General features: G+C 64.2%; 29 protein-coding genes. 28 read left to right on the plus strand and 1 reads right to left on the minus strand.

The window, feature by feature from the left end:
- Window positions 1–83 precede the first annotated feature (83 nt).
- From rpmE to AS26_RS07885, 8 genes are all read left to right on the plus strand, one after another.
- Window positions 84–299: a 50S ribosomal protein L31 gene (gene rpmE / locus AS26_RS07850; RefSeq protein ID WP_062308108.1), complete on the plus strand. Its 216-nt coding sequence runs from the start codon at window positions 84–86 to the stop codon at window positions 297–299.
- Window positions 300–442: 143 nt separating this feature from the next.
- Window positions 443–1,513: a peptide chain release factor 1 gene (gene prfA, locus AS26_RS07855; RefSeq protein ID WP_062308110.1), complete on the plus strand. Its 1,071-nt coding sequence runs from the start codon at window positions 443–445 to the stop codon at window positions 1,511–1,513.
- Entirely contained in the window at window positions 1,510–2,451 is a 942-nt protein-coding gene (gene prmC / locus AS26_RS07860; RefSeq protein ID WP_062308112.1) for a peptide chain release factor N(5)-glutamine methyltransferase, read from the plus strand. The genes prfA and prmC overlap by 4 nt, the downstream gene beginning before the upstream one ends.
- Window positions 2,452–2,533: 82 nt before the next feature.
- Window positions 2,534–3,229 (plus strand): stage II sporulation protein R, encoded by a 696-nt coding sequence (gene spoIIR, locus AS26_RS07865; RefSeq protein ID WP_062308115.1) that lies wholly within the window; start codon window positions 2,534–2,536, stop codon window positions 3,227–3,229.
- A 22-nt stretch (window positions 3,230–3,251) separates the two neighbouring features.
- Entirely contained in the window at window positions 3,252–4,343 is a 1,092-nt protein-coding gene (locus tag AS26_RS07870; protein WP_062308118.1) for an L-threonylcarbamoyladenylate synthase, read from the plus strand.
- A 165-nt stretch (window positions 4,344–4,508) separates the two neighbouring features.
- Window positions 4,509–4,676 (plus strand): hypothetical protein, encoded by a 168-nt coding sequence (locus AS26_RS07875; protein WP_245629669.1) that lies wholly within the window; start codon window positions 4,509–4,511, stop codon window positions 4,674–4,676.
- Window positions 4,677–4,861: 185 nt separating this feature from the next.
- On the plus strand, window positions 4,862–5,611 hold the full coding sequence (locus AS26_RS14210) for a hypothetical protein (protein ID WP_157068463.1): 750 nt from the start codon (window positions 4,862–4,864) through the stop codon (window positions 5,609–5,611).
- Between the two features lie 236 nt (window positions 5,612–5,847).
- On the plus strand, window positions 5,848–6,615 hold the full coding sequence (locus AS26_RS07885) for a YoaK family protein (protein WP_062308125.1): 768 nt from the start codon (window positions 5,848–5,850) through the stop codon (window positions 6,613–6,615).
- Between the two features lie 8 nt (window positions 6,616–6,623).
- Here the strand turns inward: AS26_RS07885 and AS26_RS07890 are convergent, their stop codons facing one another.
- Window positions 6,624–7,427 carry a C40 family peptidase gene (locus AS26_RS07890; protein WP_245629670.1) on the minus strand — a complete coding sequence of 268 codons (804 nt, stop codon included), beginning with the start codon at window positions 7,425–7,427 and terminating at the stop codon, window positions 6,624–6,626.
- A 123-nt stretch (window positions 7,428–7,550) separates the two neighbouring features.
- Between AS26_RS07890 and AS26_RS07895 the strand changes: the two genes are divergently transcribed.
- From AS26_RS07895 to AS26_RS07990, 20 genes are all read left to right on the plus strand, one after another.
- Window positions 7,551–8,105: a manganese efflux pump MntP gene (locus tag AS26_RS07895; RefSeq protein ID WP_062308128.1), complete on the plus strand. Its 555-nt coding sequence runs from the start codon at window positions 7,551–7,553 to the stop codon at window positions 8,103–8,105.
- An 83-nt stretch (window positions 8,106–8,188) separates the two neighbouring features.
- A complete protein-coding gene (locus AS26_RS07900) occupies window positions 8,189–8,722 on the plus strand; it encodes a low molecular weight protein arginine phosphatase (RefSeq protein WP_245629671.1) in 534 nt (177 codons plus the stop codon).
- Complete coding sequence (locus AS26_RS07905; RefSeq protein WP_062308130.1) at window positions 8,697–9,323, plus strand: TIGR01440 family protein; 627 nt, start codon at window positions 8,697–8,699, stop codon at window positions 9,321–9,323. The genes AS26_RS07900 and AS26_RS07905 overlap by 26 nt, the downstream gene beginning before the upstream one ends.
- Before the next feature lie 134 nt (window positions 9,324–9,457).
- On the plus strand, window positions 9,458–10,714 hold the full coding sequence (gene glyA, locus AS26_RS07910) for a serine hydroxymethyltransferase (RefSeq protein WP_062308133.1): 1,257 nt from the start codon (window positions 9,458–9,460) through the stop codon (window positions 10,712–10,714).
- Between the two features lie 81 nt (window positions 10,715–10,795).
- Window positions 10,796–11,425, plus strand: coding sequence for a uracil phosphoribosyltransferase (upp, locus tag AS26_RS07915; RefSeq protein WP_062308136.1), 630 nt, complete (start codon window positions 10,796–10,798; stop codon window positions 11,423–11,425).
- A gap of 108 nt (window positions 11,426–11,533) precedes the next feature.
- A complete protein-coding gene (gene wecB, locus AS26_RS07920; protein ID WP_062308196.1) occupies window positions 11,534–12,649 on the plus strand; it encodes a non-hydrolyzing UDP-N-acetylglucosamine 2-epimerase in 1,116 nt (371 codons plus the stop codon).
- Between the two features lie 461 nt (window positions 12,650–13,110).
- Window positions 13,111–13,293, plus strand: a complete 183-nt coding sequence (locus AS26_RS07925) for a hypothetical protein (protein ID WP_245629672.1) — start codon at window positions 13,111–13,113, stop codon at window positions 13,291–13,293.
- Window positions 13,290–13,685, plus strand: coding sequence for a hypothetical protein (locus tag AS26_RS07930; RefSeq protein WP_062308141.1), 396 nt, complete (start codon window positions 13,290–13,292; stop codon window positions 13,683–13,685). Before AS26_RS07925 ends, AS26_RS07930 begins: the two co-directional genes overlap by 4 nt.
- Window positions 13,686–13,703: 18 nt before the next feature.
- Window positions 13,704–14,468, plus strand: a complete 765-nt coding sequence (gene atpB, locus AS26_RS07935) for a F0F1 ATP synthase subunit A (protein WP_062308145.1) — start codon at window positions 13,704–13,706, stop codon at window positions 14,466–14,468.
- Window positions 14,469–14,536: 68 nt separating this feature from the next.
- Window positions 14,537–14,785: an ATP synthase F0 subunit C gene (gene atpE, locus AS26_RS07940; RefSeq protein WP_008339894.1), complete on the plus strand. Its 249-nt coding sequence runs from the start codon at window positions 14,537–14,539 to the stop codon at window positions 14,783–14,785.
- 66 nt (window positions 14,786–14,851) lie between these two features.
- Window positions 14,852–15,355, plus strand: coding sequence for a F0F1 ATP synthase subunit B (gene atpF, locus AS26_RS07945; protein ID WP_062308147.1), 504 nt, complete (start codon window positions 14,852–14,854; stop codon window positions 15,353–15,355).
- Window positions 15,349–15,912, plus strand: a complete 564-nt coding sequence (gene atpH / locus AS26_RS07950) for an ATP synthase F1 subunit delta (RefSeq protein ID WP_062308151.1) — start codon at window positions 15,349–15,351, stop codon at window positions 15,910–15,912. Before atpF ends, atpH begins: the two co-directional genes overlap by 7 nt.
- Complete coding sequence (atpA, locus tag AS26_RS07955) at window positions 15,909–17,417, plus strand: F0F1 ATP synthase subunit alpha (protein ID WP_008339891.1); 1,509 nt, start codon at window positions 15,909–15,911, stop codon at window positions 17,415–17,417. The genes atpH and atpA overlap by 4 nt, the downstream gene beginning before the upstream one ends.
- 80 nt (window positions 17,418–17,497) lie before the next feature.
- Complete coding sequence (gene atpG / locus AS26_RS07960) at window positions 17,498–18,361, plus strand: ATP synthase F1 subunit gamma (protein ID WP_062308154.1); 864 nt, start codon at window positions 17,498–17,500, stop codon at window positions 18,359–18,361.
- A gap of 30 nt (window positions 18,362–18,391) precedes the next feature.
- A complete protein-coding gene (gene atpD, locus AS26_RS07965) occupies window positions 18,392–19,795 on the plus strand; it encodes a F0F1 ATP synthase subunit beta (RefSeq protein WP_062308156.1) in 1,404 nt (467 codons plus the stop codon).
- A 27-nt stretch (window positions 19,796–19,822) separates the two neighbouring features.
- A complete protein-coding gene (gene atpC, locus AS26_RS07970) occupies window positions 19,823–20,269 on the plus strand; it encodes an ATP synthase F1 subunit epsilon (protein ID WP_062308159.1) in 447 nt (148 codons plus the stop codon).
- Between the two features lie 109 nt (window positions 20,270–20,378).
- Window positions 20,379–20,630 carry a DUF1146 domain-containing protein gene (locus AS26_RS07975; RefSeq protein WP_062308161.1) on the plus strand — a complete coding sequence of 84 codons (252 nt, stop codon included), beginning with the start codon at window positions 20,379–20,381 and terminating at the stop codon, window positions 20,628–20,630.
- Window positions 20,631–20,768: 138 nt separating this feature from the next.
- A complete protein-coding gene (locus AS26_RS07980; protein ID WP_062308165.1) occupies window positions 20,769–21,623 on the plus strand; it encodes a YwmB family TATA-box binding protein in 855 nt (284 codons plus the stop codon).
- Between the two features lie 57 nt (window positions 21,624–21,680).
- Window positions 21,681–22,982 carry a UDP-N-acetylglucosamine 1-carboxyvinyltransferase gene (murA, locus tag AS26_RS07985; RefSeq protein WP_062308168.1) on the plus strand — a complete coding sequence of 434 codons (1,302 nt, stop codon included), beginning with the start codon at window positions 21,681–21,683 and terminating at the stop codon, window positions 22,980–22,982.
- 231 nt (window positions 22,983–23,213) lie between these two features.
- On the plus strand, window positions 23,214–24,230 hold the full coding sequence (locus AS26_RS07990) for a SpoIID/LytB domain-containing protein (RefSeq protein WP_062308170.1): 1,017 nt from the start codon (window positions 23,214–23,216) through the stop codon (window positions 24,228–24,230).
- The last annotated feature ends 38 nt before the right edge of the window (window positions 24,231–24,268 follow it).

Here is a 24,268-nt window from a genome sequence, read left to right on the forward strand (position 1 = left end):
GCAGCCGTGAATGGCGCGTGACAAGTGGGAAGGCTTTTGTTATAATCATCGGCAGTGTGTTTAAGCAGATAGGGGTGAAAATCATGAAGCCGGACATTCATCCGCCCTACCATACAGTGACGGTGACGTGCGCTTGCGGAGAGACGTTCGAAACCGGATCGACGAAGGAGTCCATCCGCGTCGAAATCTGCTCGAAGTGCCATCCGTTCTTCACCGGCAAACAGAAGCTGGTCGATACGGGCGGCCGCGTCGATCGGTTCAACCGCAAGTATGGGCTTCAGGCTCAGGGCGAGCGCTGAGCGCAAAGGAGATTCAAGCCATGGTTGGCTCACCGGCCGCGAGGGAGGGCGGGTGGGCCTGCTTTGGCTTTTTCTGTTCATAGGCGTTTCGCCTGGCTGCACCCGCGAGCGGGGAACAGCGGGCTTGGGAAGGGGGTGCGTCGATGTTCGATCGGTTGGCGAGCATGGAAGAGCGGTACGAGCACTTGAGTCAGCTGCTCTGCAGGCCGGATGTCGCCTCTGATCCGGAAAAGCTCCGGTTGTATGCCAAAGAGCAGGCGGAGCTGGCGGAGACGGTGGACGCGTACCGCGAGTGGAAGAGGGTTTCCCAGAACATCGACGAGGCCAAGGCCATGCTGCAGGAGAAGATCGACGACGAAATGCGGGAATTCGTCAAGGCTGAACTGGCGGAACTGCAGCGTCGGCGGGAGGGCCTGGAGCATCGGCTCAAGATTCTCCTCCTCCCCAAAGATCCCAATGACGACAAGGACGTGTTTGTCGAAATTCGCGCCGCGGCGGGCGGCGAGGAGGCTGCCCTCTTTGCCGCGGAGCTTTTGCGGATGTATCAGCGCTACGCCGAGAAACACGGCTGGAAGACGGAGATCATCGACGCAAGCTACACGGACATGGGTGGATTCCGCGAAGTCGTCATGGCCGTGCACGGCAAGGGCGCGTACGCGAAGCTCAAGTTCGAGAGCGGCACGCACCGCGTGCAGCGCGTCCCAGTCACGGAGTCGGGCGGCCGGATCCACACGTCAACGGCGACCGTGGCGGTCCTGCCAGAGGTGGAGGAGGTCGAGGTGGAAATCCACGAAAAGGATCTCCGCATCGACACCTTCTGCTCGACGGGCCCCGGTGGGCAGAGCGTGAATACCACACAGTCCGCCGTACGCATCACGCATCTTCCGACGGGAATTGTGGTGTCCTGCCAGGACGAGAAGTCCCAGCTGAAGAATAAAGAAAAAGCGATGCGCGTGCTGCGCGCGCGCCTGTACGAGAAAGCTCAGCGCGAACAGCAGGAGGAGCTCGCGGCCAAGCGTCGCCTTCAGGTGGGCACGGGCGACCGCAGCGAGCGCATTCGAACGTACAACTTTCCGCAAAGCCGAGTGACGGATCATCGCATTGGCTTAACGCTACACAAACTTGACGCCGTCTTGGACGGTGAGCTGGACGAGATCATTCAGGCGCTCATCGTCGAGAGCCAGGCGGAGATGCTGAGGGTCAGGGAAGCATGAGCGAGGCCAAGTATTTTGTCGCAAGATTGTTGAAGGCAATCGCGGAACAACTTCCCCAGTCACCGGCGTACCGAGCGTTGCCGCTCGATGAGCGCAAGCGGCTCGCAGAGCGCGAGGCGGAGCAGATTGTGGCGCACGCGCTCGGCTGGGACCGCGTGAAACTGCTTCAGTCGCTTGGCGACGAGGTGCCGGACGAGATCGCCGAACGCGCCGCGCGCCTGGCGGCTCTGCGGGTCCAGGGGGAGCCGCTCGCGTACGTCCTCGGGAAACAGGATTTTTACGGCCGGACGTTTGAAGTCGGTCCGGACTGTCTCATCCCGCGTCCCGACACCGAGGTCCTGGTGGAGGAAGCCATTCGCTTCCTGAAGCGGATGCCCAGCGGGACGCGTGTGATCGACGTCGGGACGGGGTCCGGGTGCATCGCGGTCTCCATCGCACTCGCGTGTCCGGGCGTGTCGGTCACGGCGGTGGACTTGTCGATGGACGCGCTGGCGGTGGCTCGCCGCAACGCCGAACGGTTCGGCGCGGTCGTGGATTGGGCAGCGGCGGACGGCATCGAGTGGCTCATCGAACGGGCGGAACGCGGGCGCCCGTGGCACGCCATCGTCAGCAATCCGCCGTACGTTCCGACGGGCGAGATCGATCAACTGGAGCCGTCCGTGCGCGACTACGAGCCGAGGCTCGCGCTCGATGGCGGCGAGGACGGCCTCGCGTTCTACAGGCGGATGGCCGCGCTGCCGCCGTACGTGTTGGCCCGGGGCCGCGCGGGGGTCTTCCTCGAGGTGGGTCACAACCAAGCGGACGACGTGGCCCGCCTGTTTGCCCCGTGGAGAGAACGAGGATTTCGCGTGCGGAAGGTGAAGGACCTGCGGGGGATCGATCGCGTCATTGCCGTGACGCGGGAACCCGGGGCTCCTGGGGAGCCGGAGAATCTCTGAATCTAGTGACGCGCGCCGCTAGCCGTTTAAGATTCACCTCTTCCGTCCATACTGACTGCCAGAACGGCAGGAGGGATGGACGATGGGGTTTGCGAAGCGGTTTGCGGGGTTTGTCACCGCCATCCTGGTCGGCGTGGTGGTGGGCCGAATGGCCATGGCACACGCGAATGTGCCCGGGGTGGGCGATGGCGACGTGCTGGCGAGCGTGGCCGCGCCGCACGCGCCGGCCATTCCGGAGGATGCGCTGCGGCTTCGAATCATTGCGAACAGCGACAGCCCGCGCGATCAGGCGCTGAAACTCGCGGTGCGCAACGCCGTGATCGATCAGGTGGGCGGGTGGTTGGAGGGTGCGCACTCCGCGGCGCAGGCGCGAGCCATTGTGGAGGCCCACGTGCCGCAGATTCGCGCGACCGCGCTCGCGGTGGAGGCGGCGTGGCACATGGACGAGCCCGTCCGGGTGGAGGTGGCGCGGGTGCCGTTTCCGACGAAGGAGTACGGCAACCTCGTGTATCCTGCGGGCGAGTACGAGGCCCTGCGCATTGTGCTCGGACGAGGGCAGGGCGCGAACTGGTGGTGCGTCCTCTATCCGCCGCTTTGCTTCATCGACATCACGGAGGGCGATGCCGTGCCGAACACAGGTGGCTTTCCCGACTTGCCGCCGCTCGAGACCCTGTCCATCCCGACGGGCGACGGACACACCGAGAAGGTACAGGTTCGGCTTTGGACCCTCGATCACGCCGAAGAATGGATTCGCGCGATTGCGGCGCGCTTTCATTGACGAGTACGAGGAGAGGAATCGAATGCAGCGATTGACGGTGGAAGGGATACGCCAGGAGGCGCAACTGCGCGAAATGTTGAGGGAGCCCGCTCAGTCCCTGCGACGCGGCGGGCTCGTGGCGTTTCCCACCGAAACGGTGTACGGCCTCGGCGCCAACGCGCTTGTGGAGGAGGCGGTGAGGCGCATCTTCGAGGCCAAGGAGCGGCCGCGCGACAACCCGCTCATCGTGCACATCGCGCAGGATGACCAGCTTCGGGACGTGATCGACGAGAGCCAACCCCTGCATGAGGACGCGGTGCGGCTCATGCGCGCGTTCTGGCCGGGTCCGCTCACGCTGCTGTTGCCAGCTGGAGCGCGGCTCGCGCCGTCCGTTCACCCTGGCCAGCCGCTCGTCGGCGTGCGGATGCCGGATCATCCGGTGGCGCGGGCGCTCATCGCGGAGGCGGGCGTGCCGGTGGCCGCGCCGAGCGCCAATCGGTCCGGCAGACCGAGTCCGACGACCGCGGACGACGTGGAGGCCGATCTCGGCGGGCAGGTGGACTGGCTCATCGACGGCGGGCCGTGCCCGATAGGCGTGGAGTCGACGGTGCTCCTGCTCGAGCCGGACTGCGCCCGCATTCTGCGGCCTGGCGGCGTGACGCAGGAGATGATTGCGAGCGTGATCGACCGGCCGGTGCTGTATGCGGCCGACGCCTTCGACGCGTCGTCCGCGCCGCTCGCGCCCGGCATGAAATACCGGCACTATGCGCCGAACGCGAGAGTGCACGTGTGGTGGGGGGCGCCGGAGGCCATCGATGAGGCGATGCGCGCCTTCCTGCTCGACGCCGTGCAGGACGACGAGGTGGACGAGGTGATGGTGCCGGCGCTCATCGCGCCGGACGACTTCGTGCGGCGCTTCGGGTGGGCGCTGGCGGATGAGCGCCAGGCCGCGCTGCCCGCGGATGCGTACGCAGAGGAACTCGCGCGCCACTTGTACCGCCTGTTGCGCGCCTTTGATCGCGCCGGCGCGACGGACGTGCTCGTCCACGGCGTGGACCCGACACACGGCGTGGGCGCGGCGGTGATGAATCGATTGTACAAGGCGTCGGCGGGCCGCGTGCGGTGGGTCGGCTAAATCGCGTTCCAAAATTGCCCGGATGTATGGCGAAACTTCGGCGCCAATTCGAACAAAGTGCGACAAGTCTCCTGAAGACGCTTTCATCGGCGGATGCTGCCGAGAACGCCGGATATAATGGCGGTGTCGGCAGGGAAGAACGATGAAAAGCGGGAGATGAGCAAAATGGAGTTGGCTTTGTTCATCATCACCATCGCACTGATTTTGGTCGTAGGTTCGGCGCTCCTCATCGGCAACCGCGTGGTGGACCGGATGGTTCATGAGGACTCGCGCGAGGCCGAGGCGATCCTCGCCGAGGCGGCTGCTCGAAATCGGCAGCGCACGTCGGCGTAAGGTAGGTCATCTCGCTTTCGGCCAGCGTTTCTCATACATCAGGCGGACGGGGCAGCCCCTTGTGCACCAGGGGCTGCCCCGCTTTGCTCTCTCATGGGACCTGCGCTGCGGCTCTGGGTGCGACACACCGTCGTTGCGAACGGTTGGGGACGAGGCGAGCGCCAAGCGCCCGAGTTTAGGGGGCGGTGGCGCGATTGGCCGTTCAGCCGCCGCTCGCCGAGGAGGGAAGTCCCGACGCCACGTTTGTGACACCTTGCGAGTTGGCGCGGGGCGATTCGGTGCTCGCTGGGCTCGTCCCCGTCGACGTCGTCTGCGGCGCGGGCGCTGCGCTGATGGCATTGCCCGTCGCCGCCGAGGATTGCCCACCCGTCGCGGGTTCGGTGCTCCCGCTCAGCGCGCCGGGCGAGGTCCCGTTGCCACCCATCGAGTTGCCAGTCTGCCCTGCGCCCGTCTCGCCGGATCCCGTGGACGAATCCAGGCCTGTCCCATTGGGTATCCCGCTCGTGCCGCCCGCTTCGCCCGGGAGGGCGCCGTTTGAACCGACGGCGTTTCCGTATGCGCTTTCTCCGCCCGCGCCCGTCGCGTTTGCCGGCGGCGCTCCGCTGCCTGAGGAGGAAGGAGTCGAGGTGGAGGGCGGCGTGCCTGAATGGGGCGCGCTGTCCGCGCTCGTTCCCGTCGACGTGCTCACGGTCGTCGTCCGCGGCGGCATGGTCAGCGGATTTTGCACCGTCGCCACCTGTTCATTTGGCGACCACCCGGGTTCGTTGGTCGGCACCATCTCGTGGGTTCCGGATGAACCCGTGATGCCTTCGCCGGATCCCGTGGACGCTTGCGTCGTGCCCTTTGTCGCGTTCGATCTCGGCGCCTGGTGGGCCGCCGCCAGGGCATACGCCTGCCAGTGCGGGTTCAGCCCGAAAATCATGAACCACGCATAGCCCGCGAGAACGGCGCATCCTGCGCCTCCCGCGATCCACTTGGCCACTCGTCGCTTGGGCCATCGGCTCTTGTTCACGGCTTATCCGCTCCATTTGTCCACAAAGCGTCGACAACATTATCGCGCACCAGGTCGAATTTTGCGAGAGATTTGTATGGCCCGAGCCGTGGTATGATGAAGGAAGATACCCAGAAGCAAACATCCAGTTCGAGGAAACCCTGGGGGAGGAGATACGGGTTGGAGCGACGAGAGATGTCCGCCGCCTCGGCTCGCGTGTTTTTGTTGGTGCTGACGGCCGTTTCGGGCTGCGTGGACGCGATGAGTTTCATGCGGCTCGGCCAAGTGTTCACGGCGGCGATGACAGGCAACACCGTGCTCGGTGGGATCGCGGTCGCCGCAGGCGACTTTCGGAATGCCGTTCACTACCTGGTCGCCCTCGCCGGTTTTGCCTGCGGCGCTGCAGCGTCCGGCTGGGTGGCGGCGAGCGAGCGGAAGCGGTCCGGGTGGAGCCGGACGGTGACACACGCGCTGTGGCTCGAGCTCGCCGCACTTGTCGCGTTCTGGATTGCCGCGGATCTGCTGGGACCGGCCGGCGTGGCCCGCCACACCGGCGCGCTTTTGTTCACGCTCGCGTTCGGTATGGGTGCCCAGGGCTCCATGGCGCGGCGTGTGGGCGTCAACGGCATCACCACGACGGTCATCACCAGCACGACCACCGGCCTGATGGAGACGTTGGTGTGGAAGCTGATGGGGCTTGCGCCTTCCCGCCGAAACAGCCCGGAGCCGTTCGAATCCACCAAGCCGTGGCTCGTGTGGATGTGGGTGTTGGCGGTCGTGGTCTACGGCGTTGGCGCAGGACTCGCGAGCCTGGTCATCGCGCACGTCGGCTACAACGAGATGGTGATCCCTGTCGCGCTGGTGGTCATCACCATCGCGTGGGGGCTGTATCAGACGCGCCCGAAGGGGGAGCTCCGAGCGGCGGGCCGAGCCGCAGTGGACCGCTGAGCCGGAGGTTAAAAGAGCCGGCGGACATCCGCGATGCGGGCCGTGAGGCCACTCCCCGGCCCGACGTTCAAGCGCACCACCTCACCGGCCGATGGATCGCACGCGGCGATCTCGTCCGCGCCTAGGTAGATGCCCACGAGTTCGCCGCGATCGAGGAGGACGAGATCGCCCGGCCGCACGTCCCACACGGGGACACTCACGCCGGTCCCCTCCCAGAGGCCGTCGAGCGTGGGCGGCAGGCGATACCCGAGGGCCCGGCGGTAGACGGCCGCGACGAACGTGGCGGGATCGCAAAAGCCCTCCGCGGGGTCGGCGCCCCAGGCGAGCGGGGTGCCGATGAGCTCCTCCGCGGCCTGCAGGACGGCGGCCACCTTGACCGGTTCCGGCTCCGCGCGCTTCAACGGCGCGGACGGATCGAGCGTCACGCCGGGCGGGGGCTCGGCGAGCGAGGGCCCGACGGCCATCTCGGCGCGCTCGCCGTCGACGGCGGGTTCAACACGGCGGCTGCGGCTGAGCTCGGTTGCGAGCAGGTCCCGCCCGTCTTCCGACCTGCACACGGCGCGCCGGAGGTCCCCGAGACCCGGGTGCGCTCTCAGGTAATTCTCGACCGCGGTGGGCGTTAAGACCATTGCGCTGTCGCCCACCGCTTTGGGATCTGGCTGGACCACGAGGGTCAGCTGCCCCGTGCCTTTGTCCTCGATGGTTTCCTCGATCCGCCAGAGCGATGGATTCGCATGTGCGGGGGGCGGGAACCCGGCTGCCACCGCGAGCCCCAACATCACACCACCCAGAATCCAAGTTCCTCGCGCCAATGGGACCCCACCTTGTTCGCTGTGTGTGGAGTAGGTTTCCACTTTGAGGCCCTTCCTATCCGCTCCATCATGGCGCGGACAGGCCGCGCATATAGATGGAGAGGTGCAAAGGAGGGGGCCTCGTTGTCCAATCTGCAGGCGGTGATCGAGATCGCCATGATGGCGGTCGCGCTCGGGATGGATGCGCTGTCCCTGAGCATCGGCGTGGGGCTCGGTGCCATCACGCGCAAGGAGGGCCTCGAACTCGCGCTGACCATCGGCGTCTGGCACGTCATGCTCACGCTTGTCGGGCTCTTCTTCGGCGATCTCGTCGGCCACTACCTGGGCCACGTCGCGCGCTGGTTCGCCGCACTGGTGATCTTGAGCCTTGGACTGCACATGGCGTATCACACCTGGAAGCCTTCTCAAGAACCCCCTCCCCGGCCGCTCGAGAACTGGTTTGGACGCATGACCTTCGCGGCGAGCGTCTCCGTGGACGCCCTTTCCGTGGGCTTCGGCCTCGGGCTGAAGACGGTGGCCTACGGGGTGACTTCCGCCCTGGCGTTCGGCGTGGCAAGCACCCTGATGTGCGGCGTGGGGTTAGTCATTGGACGAAAGTTTGGGCGCGCCATCGGGCGCCTTGGCGAAATGGCGGGGAGCGTGATTCTCATCCTCTGCGGGCTGCTGTGGCTCGTGTGACAAGTGGCGAGGTTCGATTTGCGAGCGCCACCCGAACCTTCTATACTGAAGGCAAACGCAGAAAACAAATCAAAGGCAAAAGCATGGAGGAAACCATGTACATTCTCTTCGTCTGTACCGGAAACACGTGCCGCAGTCCCATGGCTGCGGCGTTCTTGCGTCGGCTCGTCGAGGAGCGCGCGCTCGATTGGAAGGTCGACTCGGCGGGCCTCATGGCCATGGAGGGGGCTCCGATGACCGAGCACGCAGCGCAGGCCCTCGCCCGCCGACAGGTCCCCGCCGAGGGACACGCCGCCAAGCGGCTAACCCGAGACATGCTGCGCGAGGCCGATCTCGTCCTCACCATGTCGCGATCGCATCGGCAGGCGCTGGTGGACGTCTTTCCCGAGCTCGCCGAGAAGGTCCACACGTTGCACGCCTTCGCGCACGAGGTGCCGGAAGATGAGGCGCAGGACGTGGTCGATCCGTTTGGCGGCGGCGAGGAGGTCTACGAGGCGTGCGCCGAACATCTTGCCGATCTCGTCCATCGCGCGTTCGCTCGGCTGATGCGCGACGCGGCAGGCGGCGCGGAGGCGAAGGGGGAAAGCGGAGATGGCGCCGTTGAGCAAAGCGATTGAGGCGGAGTCGATAGCCGCCGTGCGGCGAGACCTGCCGGTGCTTTTGGCGCATCTCGCGCGCGAGGCGGACCTTGGTCCTGGCAAGCTCCTCGTGGTCGGCGCGTCGACGAGCGAGGTGGCCGGCGCGCGCATCGGCAGCGCCACGTCGGTCGCCATCGGACAGGCCATCGCGGAGGTCGTGCTCGCGTTTGCGCGCGAAGCGGGCTGCGACGTGGCGTTCCAGTGTTGCGAGCACCTGAACCGGGCGCTTGTCGTGGAGAAGGCCGTGGCGAGATCGCGCGGCCTTCAGGAAGTGACAGCCATCCCAGTCCCTGGCGCGGGCGGGGCAGTGGCGGCCGCGGCGTACCTGGCCATGGCGAATGCCTGCCTGGTGAGCACTGTGGCCGCGGACGCGGGCATCGACATCGGCGACACGCTCATCGGCATGCACCTGCGGCCCGTCGCGGTGCCGGTCCGCGGCCCCATGCGCGACATTGGCCAGGCCCACGTCGTCATGGCGCGATCCCGCCCGCCGCTCATCGGAGGCGCTCGGGCGGTGTACCATCCGGATGAGGCGCGCCGCCGGATGGCCGCAGACGTGCCGCCTCAGCCAGACGCGTGAGGCAAGCGAGCGGCGTGCCCCGTCCGCGTCCGCGCTCGGTTCAGGGCTTGTGCGCCCTCGGTTCGAACCGTAAGATGAATGTGAATCGCGGCGTCCTCTCGCATGTGGCGCTGGATGAAAGGAGTTGCCAAGGATTGACCACCCTTCTGCAGCAGGTTGACCCGGATGTCGCGTCTGCGATGCAGGCCGAGCTCCGTCGTCAGCAGCGGAACATCGAGCTCATCGCTTCAGAAAACTTTGTCAGCGAGGCCGTCCTCGAGGCCCTTGGATCCGTCCTGACCAACAAATACGCCGAAGGTTATCCAGGTCGCCGATACTACGGCGGGTGCGAGTTTGTCGACGTGGTCGAACGCATCGCCATCGATCGCGTCAAGGAGCTGTTCGGCGCCGAGTACGCGAACGTTCAGCCGCACAGCGGTTCCCAGGCCAACATGACGGTCTACTTCAGCGTCCTCAAGCCGGGCGACACGGTGCTCGGCATGAACCTGGCGCATGGCGGTCATTTGACGCACGGCAGCCCCGTGAACTTTTCTGGGCAGCTGTACAAGTTCGTCTCGTACGGCGTGGACCCCGAGACGCACCTCATCGATTATGACGAGGTGCGCAAGGTCGCGAAAGAACACCGGCCGAAGATGATTGTCGCCGGTGCGAGCGCGTACCCACGGGTGATCGACTTCAAGCGCATGCGAGAGATCGCGGACGAGGTCGGCGCGTATCTCATGGTGGACATGGCGCACATCGCAGGACTCATCGCGGCGGGGCTTCACCCATCTCCTGTGCCGCACGCGCACTTTGTGACGTCCACAACTCACAAGACCCTCCGGGGGCCGCGAGGCGGGTTCATCCTATGTCAGAAGGACGTGGCCAAGCTTATCGATAAGACGAACTTCCCCGGCGTCCAGGGCGGGCCCCTCATGCACGTGATTGCAGCGAAGGCTGTCGCCTTCGGCGAAGCGCTGAAACCCGAATTCAAGGCCTATCAGGAACAGATTGTAAAGAATGCGAAGGCGCTCGCCGAAGCGCTGAAAGGGTATGGCTTCCGCCTCGTGTCGGGAGGCACGGACAACCACCTGATGCTCATCGACGTCCGCAGCGTGGGCCTTACAGGCAAAGAGGCTGAGCGGAGGCTCGACGAGATCGGCATCACGGTCAACAAGAACGCCATCCCCTTCGATCCGGAAAGCCCGATGGTGACGAGCGGCATCCGCGTCGGCACGCCCGCCGCGACGTCGCGCGGCATGGACGAGGGCGCGATGCAGGAGATCGCCGAAATCTTCAAGCTCGTGCTGCAGAGCGACTTCAGCGACGAGGTGAAGCGCGAGGCGCGCGCTCGCGTCGACAGCTTGACGGACCGGTTCCCGCTCTATCCGGCATTGTCTTACGTGGAATGAGACTCGAGCTCGAAAGGTCATTTCGACATGGTGACAAGCCGCCCGCGAGGGCGGCCCCATTTTGGCAAAGGAGCGTTTTTCTTGGGACACGTCCATGTGCTTGACCATCCGCTCATTCAGCACAAGTTGACCCTGATTCGCGACAAAAACACGGGGACGAAGGAGTTTCGGGCGCTCGTCCAAGAAGTCGCGATGCTCATGGTCTACGAGATCACTCGCGATCTGCCGCTCAAGGAGGTCACGGTGGAGACGCCGGTCGGCGTCGCCTCGGCGAAGGTCATCGCGGGCAAGACGCTCGCCATCGTGCCGGTTTTGCGCGCAGGGCTCGGCATGGTCGAAGGGATTTTGAACTTGATTCCCGGTGCGAAGGTCGGTCATATCGGGCTGTATCGCGATCCCGAGACGCTCATGCCCGTCGAATACTATTGCAAACTCCCGGCTCATCTCGAGGAGCGGGACGTGTACGTGGTCGACCCGATGCTCGCCACGGGGGGGTCCGCGGTGGCGGCGCTCCGGGCGGTCAAGGAGCGCGGGGCGCAGCGGCCAAAACTCATGTGCCTCGTCGGCGTGCCCGAAGGCATCCGCGCCGTGCAGGAGCACCATCCGGACGTCGACATCTACCTCGCCGCTGTCGATGACCATCTGAACGATCACGGCTACATCGTCCCCGGCCTCGGCGACGCGGGGGATCGCCTTTTCGGGACGAAGTAAGTCCATGCTTCGGACGAGCCGGCGAGAGACAATGAGGGGGTCCTATCGTTGAAATCCACGCCCGTCCGTGTGCTCACCGTGTTCGGAACGCGGCCTGAGGCCATCAAAATGGCGCCGCTCGTGCAGGCGCTCGAGGCGCATCCGCAAATCGAATCGCTGGTGTGCGTCACCGCGCAGCACCGCGAGATGCTGGACCAGGTGCTCGAGGTGTTCTCCATCCGCGTGGACGACGATCTCGACATCATGGAGCCCAAACAGACGCTGGCCACCATCACGGTGAAGGCGCTCGCGGGGTTGGAAGGCGTCCTCGAGCGGCGCAAACCGGACCTCGTGCTCGTGCACGGCGATACGACCACCACCTTCGCCGCGAGCCTCGCGGCGTTTTATCAACAGATTGCCATTGGCCACGTCGAGGCCGGGCTTCGAACGTACCAGAAATACAGCCCGTTCCCGGAAGAGATGAATCGCCAATTGACGGACGTGCTGTGTGATCTGTTCTTTGCCCCGACGGACGTCGCCGCGGCGCATCTCAGGCAGGAAGGTCGGCCGGAGGAAGCCATCTTTGTGACGGGCAACACGGCGATCGACGCCATGCGCACGACCGTCCGCGAAGCGTACACGCATCCGGTTTTGGATGAGATGCCCAAGGGTGCTCGCCTCATCTACATGACGAGCCATCGGCGGGAGAACTGGGGAGAGAAGCTCGAGAGCATCTGCCGGGCGGCGCGGAGGGTGGTGGATCTCGCAGAAGACCTCCACCTGGTCTATCCCGTCCATCTGAATCCGCGCGTCCGCGACACGGTCTTCTCCATCCTGGGCGGTCATCCGCGGATTCATCTGCTCGATCCGCTCGGCGTGATCGACAACCACAACTTCATGGCGCGCTCGACGCTCATCCTGACGGACTCTGGCGGCATTCAGGAAGAGGCGCCTTCGCTCGGTGTGCCGGTGCTGGTCCTGCGGGATACGACGGAGAGACCGGAGGGCATCGAGGCGGGGACGTTGAAACTTGTGGGGACGGATGAGGAGACGATTTTCACCGAGGCCAAGCGGCTGTTGACGGACGAGGCAGCCTACCGGGACATGGCCCTGCGGAAAAATCCGTATGGGGATGGTCGCGCGTCAGAGCGCATCGTCCAAGCCATTCTGTACCACTTCGGCCTCGCCGAACGGCCTCAGCCGTTTCGCTATCTGGAATCCGAGGGGCCGTTTCACCGGCGATGAGAATTTCCAGTATGTGCTTTCGCTTTCAATTCCAATTGTGGAACAGATGGTTCGCTGCCCGATGGCAGCCCCAAGGTCGAGGATTTTGTGAACAAACCGGGACAGCCGGGCAAAATCCTTGGTATTCCGCAGGGTTTCTGCGTTGACATCGAATTTTGAGCTAGTGTACTATAGGCGAGGGTTCTGGCATTTCACCATAAAACAGGCGTTTCGCCCTACGAGAAGGGCGAGCTAGCGCGCCCATTTCTGGAAACGCCTTCCTTGCTATGGTTATCCTGGCTTGCAAGCGGAAACTCTATAGGTATGTGGTGGAATGTTGCGAAAGCTCCGCTCAGTCTCTTGCATCACACAAGTTTGTCCCTCTCTTCAATCTGTTCTAGGTGGTGTGTGCGTTCGCAGATGAAAACTGGAAGGAGGAGCGTTCTGCGCGCAAACAGCCGAGTGACTGGACGCTGTTCGCCGTGTACTCGGGAGCCACGCTGCAGCTCGCTGGGTGCATTGTGGGCCTGGGATTTGTGGGGCATGTCGTCAGTGCGCATGTCCATCGGCTCTGGCCGACGGTGGCGGGCGTGGTGCTCGGCGTGATTGCCGGGGTGTCGGGCCTTACGTTCCTCGTCAGACAGGTTGTAGGAGACCGACGATGAGTGCGAATTCCCTCATGAAGCGACTGCGAGCCATTCAATGGTCGTGGCTCGGACTGATGCTGTTGACGGCGGTTGGCGTCGCTGTCTTCAGGGAAGCGCGTCCCGTTTTCAGCGGCCTGCTGTTGGGCGAGATGGGTGGCCTGTTCGTGATCTTCAGCATGATCCGCCAGGGGCATCTGAACGACAACGTCCAGGGGCAGATGCTCTTCGCCTCGGGCATGGTGGGCATGTTTGCGCGTCTCGCGCTCATCGTGGTCATCATGGTGATTGCGCTGAAGTTCCGGGCGGTGTTCAATCCCTATGCAGCCCTGATCGGGTACGCCCTAAGTTTTGTGTTCATCATCATTGGGATGTATCAGTATGCCAAGAACCCGCCTAATCAACAAGGATGACGGAAAGAAGGTGAAAACGTGCCGGTCTTCCCGACGCTATTCCCGGGGACCATTTGGCAGACGAACGTCGTCGTGATCGCCACCATATTCCTCACTGGGCTCATCGTCTTCGTACTGCTGCGCTTGGCCGTGGCGCGGATGGACATGCGTCACCCTCGCGGGCTGCAGAACCTCGTCGAGTGGGCCTTCGACTTCTCGGAGAGCATGGCGAAGGACGTGATGCCGAGCGAGGAATCGCGTCGATTCGTGCGCCCGCTCGCGTTCATCATGTTGCTCTTTCTGTTCGTCGCCAACTGGCTCGGGCTCATCATGACCATCACGGTGCACGTCGATCCGCATGCTCACATCTGGGGCTTGAGCCCGTCCGACCTCCAATCAGCCAAGGGGGACGTGGAGCTGTTTGACTCTCCGACGTCCAACATGAGCATGGCGCTCGGGCTCGCCGTTCTGGTGTGGCTCATCAGCCACGCGCGGGGACTCAGGCATCCCGTCAAGTGGTTCCGCCACCTACTCCGCCATCCCCCATTCGGGCTATTGGAGGAGATCACGAACCCGCTGACGCACGGCATGCGACTTTTCGGCAACATCTTCGCCGGCGAGATCCTGCTGGGACTTCTGCTGCGCGCGCCGTTTGCGTTCCACTTCATCCCGTGGCAGCTTCCGTTTATCATCGCCTGGCTGTTGTACAGCGGCTTTGTGGCGACAATTCAAGCCTATGTCTTCAGCATTCTCATGTGCCTGTACATCGGCATGAAGTCGTTTGAGGCGGATAACCAGCACTGACCGCCGGAGCCCGCAAGGGCTTGCGCGAATGAAGTTTACGCCCATCCACCCAAAGGAGGAATAGACTGATGCAACTCGACATGGTCAAAGCGATTTACGACATTGCGGTGGCGCTCCTGCTCGGCCTGGCAGCCGTCGGTTCCGGCGTCGGCGACGGCATGGTCATGAGCAAATACGTCGAGGGTGTGGCTCGCCAGCCTGAAGCGCGCGGTTCCATCTTCGGTAGCGCGCTCCTTGGTGTCGCGTTGGTCGAGGCGTTCCCGGTCATCGCGCTGGCATTCGGTATCATCATCCTCTTCACGAAGGGCGCGTTCTGATGCCTGGCGCCCGGCCCCACGCGCCGGGCGCTCTTGTGAGCCGGATGCCAATCCAAGGAGGAGGGAGTGTTCCAGGTGGGCGGCATCTTTCAGGTTGGAACGTTCATCTTCTCCGTGATCTCGTTCCTCATCGTGTTCTTCATCATCCAGCGGTTTGCGTTCAAGCCGCTGGCGCGCATGTTGGAACAGCGGAGAATTCACATCGAGACGCAGATCAGCGAGGCAGAAAAGAGCCGCGAAGAAGCAGAGCGGCTGTTGGCCGAACAGCAGCGCCTGTTGGAAGAGGCGCGCAAGGAAGCGCGGAATCTGCTGGATCAAGCTCGCATTCGGGCGGATGAGCAGGCGCGCGAGATTGTGCAGAAGGCCGAAGAGGAGGCCGCTCGCATCCTCGAGGAGAGCCGTCAGGCCATCGTCCGCGAGCGGGACGAGGCGCTGGCCGCCGTCACGAAGCGCGTGGCCGAGCTGTCTGTCGAATTGACCGCCAAGCTGCTGCGCGATCACGTCACGGCCGAGCTGCACAAGGAACTCGTGCAAGAGGCCGAGAGCAAGCTGGGTGAGCTCGTATGTTGAACGGCGCGGTGGCGAATCGATACGCGCGCGCGCTCATCTCGTACGCGCAGGAGCACGGCGTGGTGGAGGACATCGGCGCACAGCTCAGCAAGATCCGCGCGTTCCTCGGGGCGTCGAAGGAGTTGTCGCAATTCCTTGCGAGCCCGGTGGTCACGCCCGATGAGAAGATGAAGGCGTTGGAAGGCGTGCTCGGGGAGCCCCTTCGACCTGACCTCGCGCGTTTTCTCGCGGTGCTCCTGGAGCGGGGGCGCGGGTCGTACCTCGCGCTCGTGTCCGATCGTTACCAGGACCTCGCGGACGCCTTGAACGGCCGCGTGCGGGTCGAGATCGAGACGGCGCAGCCCTTGACGGAGGCGGATCTGGGCGAGTTGGTCCGCCAGCTCACGGAGGCGTGCGGCAAGACGGTGGTTCCGAAGGTCATCGAAAATCCCGCGCTCATCGCGGGCGTCCGAATCCATGTGGGCCATCGCGTGCTGGACGCGACGACGGCGAACGCCCTGCGCCAGTTCCGCGACCGCCTTCTAGCCCGCGCAGTGCGTAAGGAGGGAATACGTTGAGCATTCGTCCGGATGAAATCAGCGCGCTCATCAAGCAACAGATCGAGCAGTTCGAGGTCAAGGCTGAGGTGCGCGACACGGGCACGGTGCTGTCGGTCGGTGACGGTATTGCGCGCCTCTACGGCTTGGACAACGTGATGGCGGGCGAATTGGTGGAGTTCGAGAGCGGCGTGTATGGCATGGCGCTGAACCTGGAGGAGGACAACGTCGGCGTCGTGGTGCTCGGCTCTGTGCAGGGCATCCGCGAAGGCGAGCAGGTGCGCCGCACCGGGCGCTTGGTGACGGTGCCGGTGGGTCCGCAGCTTTTGGGGCGCGTCGTGAACGCGCTGGGTCAGCCCATTGACAACAAGGGCCCCATTGAGGCCACGGAGTATCGCCCTGTCGAGTCGCCGGCACCGGGCGTGATTGTGCGCCGCTCTGTGCACGAGCCGCTCGAGACCGGCATCAAGGCCATCGACTCGATGGTGCCCATCGGTCGCGGCCAGCGCGAGCTCATCATCGGCGACCGCCAGACCGGTAAGACGGCCATTGCGCTGGACACCATCATCAACCAAAAGGGCAAGGACGTGAAGTGCATCTACGTCGCCATCGGTCAGAAGCAGTCGACGGTCGCGCAAGTCGTCGAGACGCTTCGCCGCTATGGCGCCATGGAGTACACCACGGTCGTCGTGGCGAGCGCTTCGGAGCCAGCTCCGCTCCTCTTCCTCGCTCCGTACGCAGGGTGCGCGATGGCGGAGTACTACCTGTACAATGGACAGCACGCGCTCGTGGTGTACGACGACCTTTCGAAGCAGGCCGCGGCGTACCGCGAGATGTCGCTCTTGCTGCGCCGGCCGCCTGGCCGAGAGGCGTACCCGGGTGACGTGTTCTATCTGCACTCCCGCCTTCTGGAGCGCGCCGCGAAGCTCAACGACGAGCATGGCGGCGGATCGCTCACGGCCCTGCCATTCATCGAGACGCAGGCGGGTGACATTTCCGCGTACATCCCGACCAACGTCATCTCCATCACGGACGGCCAAATCTTCTTGGAGTCGGATCTGTTCTTCGCCGGTGTGCGGCCGGCCATTAACGTCGGATCGTCGGTGTCCCGCGTCGGCTCCGCTGCCCAGACGAAGGCCATGAAGAAGGTCGCCGGTACGCTGAAGCTCGATCTCGCCCAGTACCGCGAGCTGCAGGCTTTCACCCAATTCGGCAGCGATCTGGACAAGGCCACGCAGGACACGCTGCGCCGGGGCGAGCGGATGACGGAGTTGCTGAAGCAACCGCAGTATCATCCGCTGACGTTCGACCGCCAGGTCGCGTCGCTCTGGACGGGTGTGAATGGCTATCTGGACGACATTCCCGTCGAGGCCGTGCAGAAGTTCGAGCGCGAATGGCTCGCCTTCTTGGATCGCGAGTATCCGCAGGTGTTTCAACAGATGCAGGAGCGCAAGTCGCTTGAGGATGACACCATCGAGCTCATGAAAGAGGCGATGGCAAAGTTCAAGCCGACGTTTGTGCCCTGATGAACGGCTGAGGCACGGCCCTTTGCGGGCCGTGCCGCATGAATCGGGGCTTCGGCCCAAACCGGTGGTGAGAACGGGCGATGGCGCAAAACAGCATGCGCGACATCCGGCGGCGCATCAAAAGCGTGAGGAATACCGCGCAGATCACGAAGGCCATGGAGATGGTCGCGGCCGCCAAGCTGCGCCGGGTACAGGATGCGGTGCAGCAATCGAAGCCGTACCTCTCCAAGATGCAGGAGATGCTGGCCAACCTGTCGCTCTCGGCGCGACACGTCAAGCATCCTCTGCTCGCAGTCCGGCCCGTGCGGCGCATCGGCTACCTTGTCATCACGGCCGATCGCGGCCTCGCAGGGCCGTACAACGCGCAGGTGGTGCGCGCCGCCATGCAGGAGTTTGGCAAGCGAGACAAGGGATCGTATGCCATCTACTCCGTCGGTAAGCGGGGGCGGAACTTCTTCCAGCGCCGCGGGCTGCCGATTGCGGCTGAGGTCGTGGATCTCCCCGACACACCCACGTATGATTCGGTGCGCCACTTGGCGGAAAACATCATCGCGGCTTACGAGCGCGAGGAGTTCGACGAGCTATATTTCATCTACAACGAGTTCATCAACGCGGCGGTTCAGCGCCCAGTTGTGCATAAAGTGCTGCCCCTCGCCTCACTGGGCGAGAACGCGCAAGGCCCACGGCGCAACTATTTGTTCGAGCCCGACGAGGAGTCGGTGCTCGCGGCTCTCCTTCCGCGGTATGCTGAGACGCTGGTGTATCAGGCCGTGTTGGACGCGAAGGCTTCCGAACATGCTGCGCGCATGAACGCGATGGGGAACGCGACCGACAACGCGCTCGAGCTGATCGAAAAACTGACGCTGTCGTTGAACCGGGCGCGCCAAGCGGCCATCACGACGCAGATCGCGGAAATTGTCGGTGGCGCGGAAGCGTTGAAATAACGAAGGAAACGGCCGCAAGGAGGGACATTCGTGAACAAAGGGTATGTAGTGCAGGTCATGGGCCCGGTGGTCGATGTCCGCTTTCCGGAGGGACAACTGCCGGCAATCAACAACGCCCTCCGCATCGACTACGAGGGCGAACTGCCCGTGCATCTGACGCTCGAGGTGGCGCTCCACCTCGGAGACAACGTCGTTCGAACCATTGCGATGTCGTCGACGGACGGGCTCGTCCGTGGCGTCGAGGTCGTCGATACGGGGCAGCCTATCTCAATGCCGGTAGGCCCGGGCACCCTGGGGCGGATCTTCAACGTGCTCGGCGAGACCATTGACGAGAAGGGCCCCGTCGATGCCGCAGAGCGCTGGCCCATCCATCGTCCCGCCCCCGCGTTCGGAGATCTGACGACGAAGACGGAGATCTTCGAAACCGGCATCAAGGTCGTGGACCTGCTCGCCCCGTACGTGAAGGGCGGCAAGGTCGGCCTGTTCGGCGGCGCGGGCGTCGGCAAAACGGTGCTCATTCAGGAACTCATTCACAACATCGCGAAGGAGCACGGCGGTTACTCGGTGTTCGCCGGTGTTGGCGAGCGTACCCGCGAGGGAAACGACCTCTACCATGAAATGAAGGAGTCGGGCGTCCTCGACAAGACATGCATGGTCTTCGGCCAGATGAACGAGCCGCCTGGCGCACGCCTTCGCGTGGCGCTTTCCGGCTTGACGCTCGCCGAGTACTTCCGCGATGTCGAGCAGCGCGACGTGCTGTTCTTCATCGACAACATCTTCCGCTTCACGCAGGCAGGTTCCGAGGTGTCTGCGCTTCTCGGCCGTATGCCGTCGGCCGTGGGTTATCAGCCCACGTTGGCCACCGAGATGGGCCAGCTCCAGGAGCGCATTGCCTCGACGGTGCGCGGCTCCATCACGTCCATTCAGGCCGTGTACGTGCCGGCGGACGACTATACCGATCCGGCCCCGGCCAACACGTTCACCCACCTCGACGCGACCACCGTGTTGGAGCGCCGGATCGCCGACATGGGCCTGTACCCGGCCGTGGATCCGCTCGCTTCGACCTCGCGGGCGCTCCAGCCTGACATCGTGGGCGAGGAGCACTATCAGGTGGCGCGCGGCGTCCAGGCGGTGTTGCAGCGGTATCGCGAGCTGCAGGACATCATCGCCATCCTCGGCATGGATGAGCTGACGGACGAGGACCGCCTCATCGTCGCACGCGCGCGCAAGATCCAAAACTTCCTGTCGCAGCCCTTCTTCGTGGCCGAGGTGTTCACCGGGACGCCGGGCAAGTACGTGCCGGTCAAGGACACCGTGCGGTCGTTCAAGGAAATTCTCGAGGGGAAACACGACGACATTCCGGAGACGTACTTCCGCTATTGCGGCGCGATTGAAGACGTGATCGAGAAGGCGCGCAAGGACGGCTACGCCTGATCCCATCCGGAAGTGAGGTGAGCGCAGATGTTGACCGTGCCGCTCGAAATTGTCACGCCGGAGCGGATCGTGCTGTCGATGGACGTTCGGATGGTCATTCTGCGAGGCGGCGATGGCGAGATCGGCATCTTGCCGCGGCACATGCCGCTCGCGACGGCGGTGAAGCCGTGCCTCGTGCGCATTCGGCTCGCGGACGATCGCCAGGACGTGGTGCCGGTGTCCGGCGGGTTTGTCGAAGTGCTGCCGGAGAAGATCACCATTCTCGCGGATACCGCCGAGCTTCCGGAAGAAATTGACGTCGATCGCGCCCTGCGCGCCAAGGACCGCGCCGAGAAGCAGTTGCAGGCCGCGGCGGATGAAGAGGAAGCGGAGCGCGCGCGGCAGGCGCTCACGCGCGCCGAACTGCGGCTGCAGGCGGTGGAGGAGCACAAGCGCCTGAATGGATTTCTGCACGCAAGTGCGCCGAGCGCGTAATTCCGTGGTATGATGGTCTTAGGCAGCTGGCCGTCTCCTCACGACAGGTTGAGAGGCGGCCAGCGCCGTTTCAGTGCCCAGACGGCCATCGGCGAGTGGGGGTGACCGGGTGCCGCTTACGTATCGGGTCAGTGCAACCGTGGGGGCAGACGGAATGGTCCTGCTCTTGGTTTTCTTCCTGGGTGTCGTGGCGAGCTGGTGGGCGCTCGGCGCGCTCAAATGGGACAAGTTCACGCACCACCCGTTCGGAGGGCAGGCCCAGCTGTTGCGGTTCTTCCTCGCGCTCGCTGGAGGCGTGCTTTCCGTCATCGTCGGTCTCATTCTTCTCGGTGCCATGCAGTTGTTGAACGGTGCGCTTTGAGGTCGTTCTGAGCGCCTTGCTCTACGAAATCTATGAGACCTCTGCGCGCTGGGTATAGCTTCGGCGGGATCCGGCGAGACTGGAATCAGGTGAAACGGTTGATGACCTGATTTCCAGGATCGGATGGAGGTATCCGCCATGCCACACGCCAGCGTAATTCGGCGGGCTCGTCTCGTACGCCGCCGCGGGAAAAAAGGTTGGAAGCGCGCCCTGTGGATGGCGCTGTGGATAGGGCTCGGAGCCGTCATCGCGCACCCGCCCGGCACGGCGAGTGCCAACACCCAGAGCTCGGCGTCGTCCGACGGCAGCGCGCAGTACCAGTTTCTGATGAGCGCCCTTCGCGCGACAGGCGCCACGCCAAGCGCGTATCTCATCCACGATTGGACGCAGTTGAACGTCTCGTTTCTCAACGAGACGCAGCTCGCGGCGCTTGGCGCCCAGCTTGTGCAGGAGTTGGGCCTTTCCGACGTCCAAACGCAGGCCACCCAACTCGTGAATGAGACGTATTGGCGAGCGGTCGGCACCTGGCCCAGCGGCGCGCGCGCCGAAGTGGTGTTGACGAGTTTTCCCGGAGCGCCAGGCGGCGCAGGAGACGGCCAACCGGAGACCGTGATGACCGTGACGGCATCGAGTTCTAACTTGACGGAAGGCCAATTTTCATCGCAATATGACCAGGTGGAGCGCACGGTGGCGTCCGTCAACGGCACGCCGCAGATGAGCGCATACATAGCTGGTTTCAAACCGAGCGAAGTCAGCGAGGCGGAAGCGGACGGAATGGCGATCGCGGCCTTGAGAGCGGTGGGCGCTGTGGCGGTTGAGGGCATTCGCACGCCACTCGAGACGAGCCTGTCTGGGTACAGCGCCCGCGCACCGGTGTACGTGCTGGCGGGAGACCATCGGCGCGTGAACGTTCAGGTGGCCGTGCACGATGACTCGTTCCGACATGGGACCGACGTGTACGTGGGCTCTCCTCTTGTGATCGCGACCTATTGAGGACGCATCCGCGCCGCCGCTTCGCGAGGCTCAGGAAAGCCGTGCGGAGGTAGCGGAATGGGACGAATCGTCATTGAGGGTGGATATCCCCTGGAGGGGACCGTTCGCGTCAGCGGAGCGAAAAATGCGGTGTTGCCTATCCTTGCCGCCAGTCTCCTGGCGGAAGAGGGTGTCAGTCAAATCGAAGAGGTCCCGCATCTCCTCGACGTGCGCGTCATGGCGGACACGGTTTCGGCGCTCGGTGCGAAACTGGAGTGGAACGGAAGCACCATCCGCGTCGACGCGCGGCGCCTGTTAAGCGTGTGTCCGCCCGCGGAACTGGTGCGCAAGATGCGCGCTTCCTTTGTCGTTGCGGGACCTCTTCTCGCGCGTTTCGGCGAGGCGATGGTGGCTTTGCCCGGAGGTTGCAATATCGGGCCGAGGCCCGTGGATCTCCACATCAAGGGGCTCGAAGCGCTCGGGGCGACCGCCGTTGTGGAAAATGGCTATGTCCATTTTCGCGCGCCGCGAGGCGGTCTGCACGGGGCCCGCATCTATCTGGACGTGCCAAGTGTCGGCGCGACGCAGAACATCATGATGGCCGCGGTCCTGGCCAAAGGGCAGACCATCATCGAGAACGCGGCCAAAGAGCCGGAGAACGTGGACCTCGCGAACTATCTCAACGCCATGGGCGCTCGGGTGCGCGGTGCGGGCACGGATGTGATTCGCATCGAAGGTGTGAATCGCCTGCGGGGCGCTACGCACGCCGTGATCCCGGATCGCATTGAGGCTGGCACCTTTCTGATTGCGGCCGCGCTCATCGGGCGAGGCGTCTACGTCGAAAACGCGCTGTCCCATCACCTGATGTCGCTCATCGCGAAGCTCGAGGAGGCCGGGGCCGTCATCGAAGATCACGTGGAGGGCATCAAGGTGTGGCCCTGCCAGGGCGGGCGCATGAAGCCGCTCGATGTTAAAACGCACTATTACCCGTCGTTCCCAACGGATCTCCAGGCGCAGATGGTCGCCGCCCTCACGGTGGCGCAGGGAACGAGCACGGTGACCGAAACCGTGTTCGAGAACCGATTCATGCATGTGGCCGAACTGCAGCGGATGGGAGCGAACATCCACATTGAGGGGCGAACGGCCGTCATCGAGGGCGTACCCCGCCTGACCGGCGCCCGCGTCACGGCGACGGACCTCCGCGCGGGCGCGGCGCTCGTGATCGCGGGCCTTCTCGCCGAGGGGCAGACCGAAGTCTACGGACTGCATCATATCGATCGCGGTTATGACGATCTCGTGGGCAAATTCAGGCAACTCGGCGCGCGCCTCGAGCGGATCGAAGGCGACCCCGAGATAGCCATCGTGAAATCCGTCGGCTGATACACAGGCATTGCGCCGTTCGCGCAAGCCGAGAAGCCGCAGAACCGAATGGACAGGTTCTGCGGCTTCATGTTTGGGAAAGCCGGTTCTCCACCTCCTCATTGCGCCTAAACTTCCGAGGACACGGGACATATCACCGCGGCGCGTCGCATACGCTCCAGTGAACGGGTTGTCCTCGCTGGCGTTCGACGCGCGGCGCGCCCTCGAGACGGGATCGAGAGGATGAGAGCCATGTCCCAGCCACACGCTTTGCGCGGGATCCTCCAGTTCGGCGTGCGACTCGCCCTTGCCTTTGCCGCGATTGTCCTCCTCCCCGTGGGAATTGCCAGGGCTCTTCAGCGCACGCCGATGCCCGACGTCTCCGCGTGGATTGCGCAACGCGACGCGCGAATCCAGGTGCGCGTCTTCGATGGACAAACCGGCGATGTACGCCCGATGCCCCTCAACACCTATGTGCTCGATGTGTTGTTGGCCAACTGCGACCCAAACGCCCCGATGGCGAGCCTCGAAGCCGCGAGTATCGCCGTGCGCACGTACGCCGTGCGCGCGATGCTGCATCCCTCTGTTCAAGCTCGGCGCGAGCACGCGGCTCTGACGGACAACCCATCGCTTGACCTGGCCATGGAGACCGAGCACGAACTCGAGCTTTCCATCGGCTCACAATCCGCGCTTGCGTTCATCGCCCGCGCGCAGGCAGCCATTGAAGCGACGGACGGGAAGATCTTGACGTACGGCGGCCAGCCGATTCTCGCCTTTCTCTGTCAGATCTCCACCGGGCGGACGCGCTCTGCCGAGATCGCCCTGGGCTCGCCTGTGCCGTATCTGAGAAGCACGCCTTGTCCGGACGATGCCACGAGCCCGGCGCGCGTGTCGACCATCACCTACACGTTAGGCGCTCTGAACCAGGCGCTGTCCGCCCATCTGAGCGGATTCAGCGGCCTTCGCGCCATCCGGTCGAGCGACGGCTTTGTGCAGGCCGTGAAGGCGGGAGGCGCTGTCTGGAGCGGCCCCGCGTTCGCGGCTGACCTGGGGCTCGCGTCGGACGACTTCACCTGGGTGGCGCGCGGAGATCGGCTCACCTTCTCCTGCTACGGAAGGGGTTCCGATCTCGGCATGAGTTTGCACGAGGCGGACGTGCTCGCGGAGCGCGGCATGTCGTTCGCGGCGATCCTGGCGCATTTTTATCCCGGCACTCGGTTGGAAGACATGCAGCCGTTCGTCCAAAGTGTGGGAATATCCGGTAACTAACTCTACCCAAAATTTGAGGGCGACACGTATAGACGGCC

The organism is Alicyclobacillus sendaiensis NBRC 100866 (assembly GCF_001552675.1).
GTDB classification, from domain to species: Bacteria; Bacillota; Bacilli; order Alicyclobacillales; family Alicyclobacillaceae; genus Alicyclobacillus; species Alicyclobacillus sendaiensis.